The organism is Achromobacter sp. UBA5777 (assembly GCF_002418565.1).
GTDB classification, from domain to species: domain Bacteria; phylum Pseudomonadota; class Gammaproteobacteria; order Burkholderiales; family Burkholderiaceae_B; genus Achromobacter; species Achromobacter animicus.
Genome location: NZ_DIEJ01000316.1, coordinates 1 through 3,018 on the forward strand (window position 1 = coordinate 1; position 3,018 = coordinate 3,018).

The 3,018-nt window shown below is 68.6% G+C and carries 3 protein-coding genes; 2 read left to right on the top strand and 1 reads right to left on the bottom strand.

All coding sequences use genetic code 11. The features are described from left to right. Together B3446_RS27760 and B3446_RS27765 are read left to right on the top strand one after the other, a co-directional pair. A partial coding sequence (locus tag B3446_RS27760) for a carboxyltransferase domain-containing protein (RefSeq protein WP_291387351.1) occupies positions 1-1,698 on the top strand: 1,698 nt, incomplete at its 5' end. Further along, positions 1,695-2,423, top strand: a complete 729-nt coding sequence (locus B3446_RS27765; protein WP_224776721.1) for a GntR family transcriptional regulator — start codon at positions 1,695-1,697, stop codon at positions 2,421-2,423. The genes B3446_RS27760 and B3446_RS27765, both read left to right, overlap by 4 nt. Positions 2,424-2,518: 95 nt before the next feature. On the opposite strand, the gene B3446_RS27770 is transcribed toward B3446_RS27765, so the two are convergent. Then, positions 2,519-3,018, bottom strand: a 500-nt coding sequence (locus tag B3446_RS27770) for an anti-sigma factor family protein (RefSeq protein WP_414632423.1), incomplete at its 5' end; no start/stop codon positions are given.

Consider the following 3,018-nt stretch of genomic DNA (forward strand, 5'->3'; position numbering starts at 1 on the left):
CAGCCCGAGGCCATCGAGGCGTTCTTCGCGGCCGACTGGGAGGTGCACTACAACTCCAACCGCCTGGGCGTGCGCCTGATCGGTCCCAAACCCACCTGGGCGCGCGAGAACGGCGGCGAGGCGGGCCTGCACCCGTCCAACATCCACGATTGCGAATACGCGATCGGCAGCATCAACTTCACGGGCGACAGCCCCGTCATCCTGACGCGCGACGGCCCCAGCCTGGGCGGCTTCGTGTGCCCGGTCACGATCGCCCGCGCCGAACTGTGGAAGGTCGGACAGGTCAAGCCTGGCGACCGCATCCGCTTCGTGCGCATCGACTACCCGCAGGCCGTGGCGCTGGAAGCCGCGCAGGACCGCCGCATTGCCGACCTGGCGCCGGCGGTTCCCGCTGCGACCGAACCGGCGCCGGTGCCCGCCACGGTCTCCGAGACCATCGTGGCCGCGCTGCCCGCCGAAGGTTCGCGCCCGTCGGTGTCTTATCGCCAGGCGGGCGACGGCTACCTGCTGCTGGAATACGGCGACAACGTGCTGGACCTGGCGCTGCGCATGCGCATCCACCTGCTGATGGAAGCGTTGAACGCGAACCCCGTGGCGGGCGTGCTGGAGCTGTCGCCGGGCGTGCGCTCGCTGCAGATCCGCTACGACAGCCGCGTGATCCTGCAGGGCGCGCTCATCGCCAGGCTGCTGAAGATCGAAGAAGGGTTGGCGGACGTCGCGACGCTCAAGGTGCCGACGCGCGTCGTGTACCTGCCCATGGCCTTCGAAGACAGCGCCACGCTGGGCGCGGTGCAGCGCTATCAGGAGACCGTGCGCGCCAGCGCGCCCTGGCTGCCGAACAACGTGGACTTCATCCAGCGCATCAACGGCCTGGATTCACGCGACGAGGTGAGTCGCATCGTGTTCGAGGCCAGCTATCTCATCATGGGCCTGGGCGACGTGTATCTGGGCGCGCCGTGCGCAGTGCCGATCGATCCGCGCCACCGCCTGCTGACGTCCAAGTACAACCCGGCGCGCACCTTCACCGCCGAGGGCACGGTGGGCATCGGCGGCGTGTACATGTGCATCTACGGCATGGATTCGCCCGGCGGCTATCAGCTGGTGGGACGCACGCTGCCCATCTGGAACAAGTTCCTGAAGAATCCCGTCTTCCAGGACGGCAAGCCCTGGCTGCTGCGTTTCTTCGATCAGGTGCGGTTCTATCCGGTCACCGAAGCCGAACTGGATGTGCTGCGCGAGGACTTCCGCGAAGGCCGCGCGACGGTCCGCATCGAAGAAGAGATGTTCGACTTCGCGGCGCATCAGCGTTTTGTGGCCGAACAGGCGGACAGCATTGCCGCGTTCCAGGCGCGCCAGAAGACGGCCTTCGATGCCGAGGTGGCGCTGTGGAAGAACGAGGATGTGGCTGCCGAGCCCCCCGCTGCGCAGCCCGAGGCCGAGACCGTGCTGCGCGAAGGCGAACGCCTGGTCAGCGCGGACATGTGCGGCAACATCTGGAAGATTCCGGTCCAGGTGGGGCAGAGCGTGTCGGCCGGCGACACGCTGGTGGTCGTCGAGGCCATGAAGATGGAACTGTCCGTCATCGCGCCGGCGTCCGGTACGGTGTCCGCCATCCGGTGCGTGCCCGGCAAGCCCGTCAACGCGGGCGATCCGCTCGTCGTGATCACCGAAGACGCCACGTGCGTCGTGACCGGATGATGCGGCTGGAAGCCGTCCAGGCCGGACCGGCCATTCGCCAGTCGCCGGCGCTGGCGGGCTCGCTGGCCGATCAGGTCTACCAGCGCATCAAGGACGACCTGTTCGGCTTCCGGATGCTGCCCGGCGAACGCTTCACCGAGGCCGACCTCGTGGCGCGGCTGGGCGTGAGCCGCACGCCGGTGCGGCTGGGCCTCGCGCGGCTGGAACGCGAAGGCTTCGTGCTGGCGCGGCCGCGCAGCGGCTGGCAGGTGCGGCCATTCGATTTCGAGCGCTTCGAGGCGCTGTACGACGTGCGCGTGGTGCTGGAACTGGCGGCGGTGGACAAGCTGTGCGCGCGGCAGGACATGGATCGGGCCGGGATGCTGGGCGCGCTGACCGACGTGTGGCTGGTGCCGCCGCCGCAGCGCATCCTGGACGGCCGGCTGGTGGGGCAACTGGACGAGGCGTTTCATTGCGCGCTGGTGGCCGCTGCGGGCAATCCCGAGATGGCGCTGATCCACCGCGACGTGACGGAAAAGATCCGGATCGTGCGGCGGCTGGATTTCACGAAGGACTTCCGCGTGGACGCCACCTATGACGAACACGCGGCCATCCTGCGTGCGGTGCTGGCGCGGCGCACCGATGAGGCCGCGCGCCTGTTGCGGTCCCATATCGACATGAGCAAGGCCGAGGTGCGCAAGATCACGCTGCACATGCTGCACGAGGCGCGCGCCAGCGCCGGTTGACAGGTCGAGGGCAGTTGGCGGGTTAGGTTCCGAGCTTCGGTCTTCAGCCCCTGTCTTCGGCCCCTATCCTTAGCCCCCGTCCTCAACCCCTGTCTTCAGCCCTGAAGCTGCCGATAGACTTCCTGCGACACGCGCTGCAACTCATCGCGGCTGACCGCGCCGGACAGCGCGTAGCCGAACTCGCCTTCGACCCAATAGAACACGCGGACGGGGCCTTCCTGCGTGAACTGGAAGGCCGTCTCCCCCCCTGCCGCTTCCCGCGTGACGTACAGCGTCAGGCGCTGCCCATCGGCCGCGCCGTACATGAACTGCGCGACGGGTCCCGCGCCGCCGGGCAGGAGACGTCCGCCGATCAGTTCGTAACCCGTTTTCGACAGTGACGGTGCGCGCATCGGCGCGCCCATGCGCTTGGTCAGCCAGGTCACCAGCGCCTTCTCGTTGTCGCCACTGACTTCAACGGGCCGGCCCATGTCGGGCGCAAACACGGCGTGGGCGATGGCGGCGCGCTGGGCGTAGCCGCCCGCCGCGCGTTCGGGGCTGGCAGTGGCCAGCGCGGCCTGCAGATGACGCGCGTCGACGGCGCCGCGCGCGAACC

What these genes read in the sequence shown, in the direction of transcription:
- B3446_RS27765 (WP_224776721.1), top strand. Translation starts at nt 1,695, where the DNA reads ATGATGCGGCTGGAAGCCGTCCAGGCCGGACCGGCCATTCGCCAGTCG.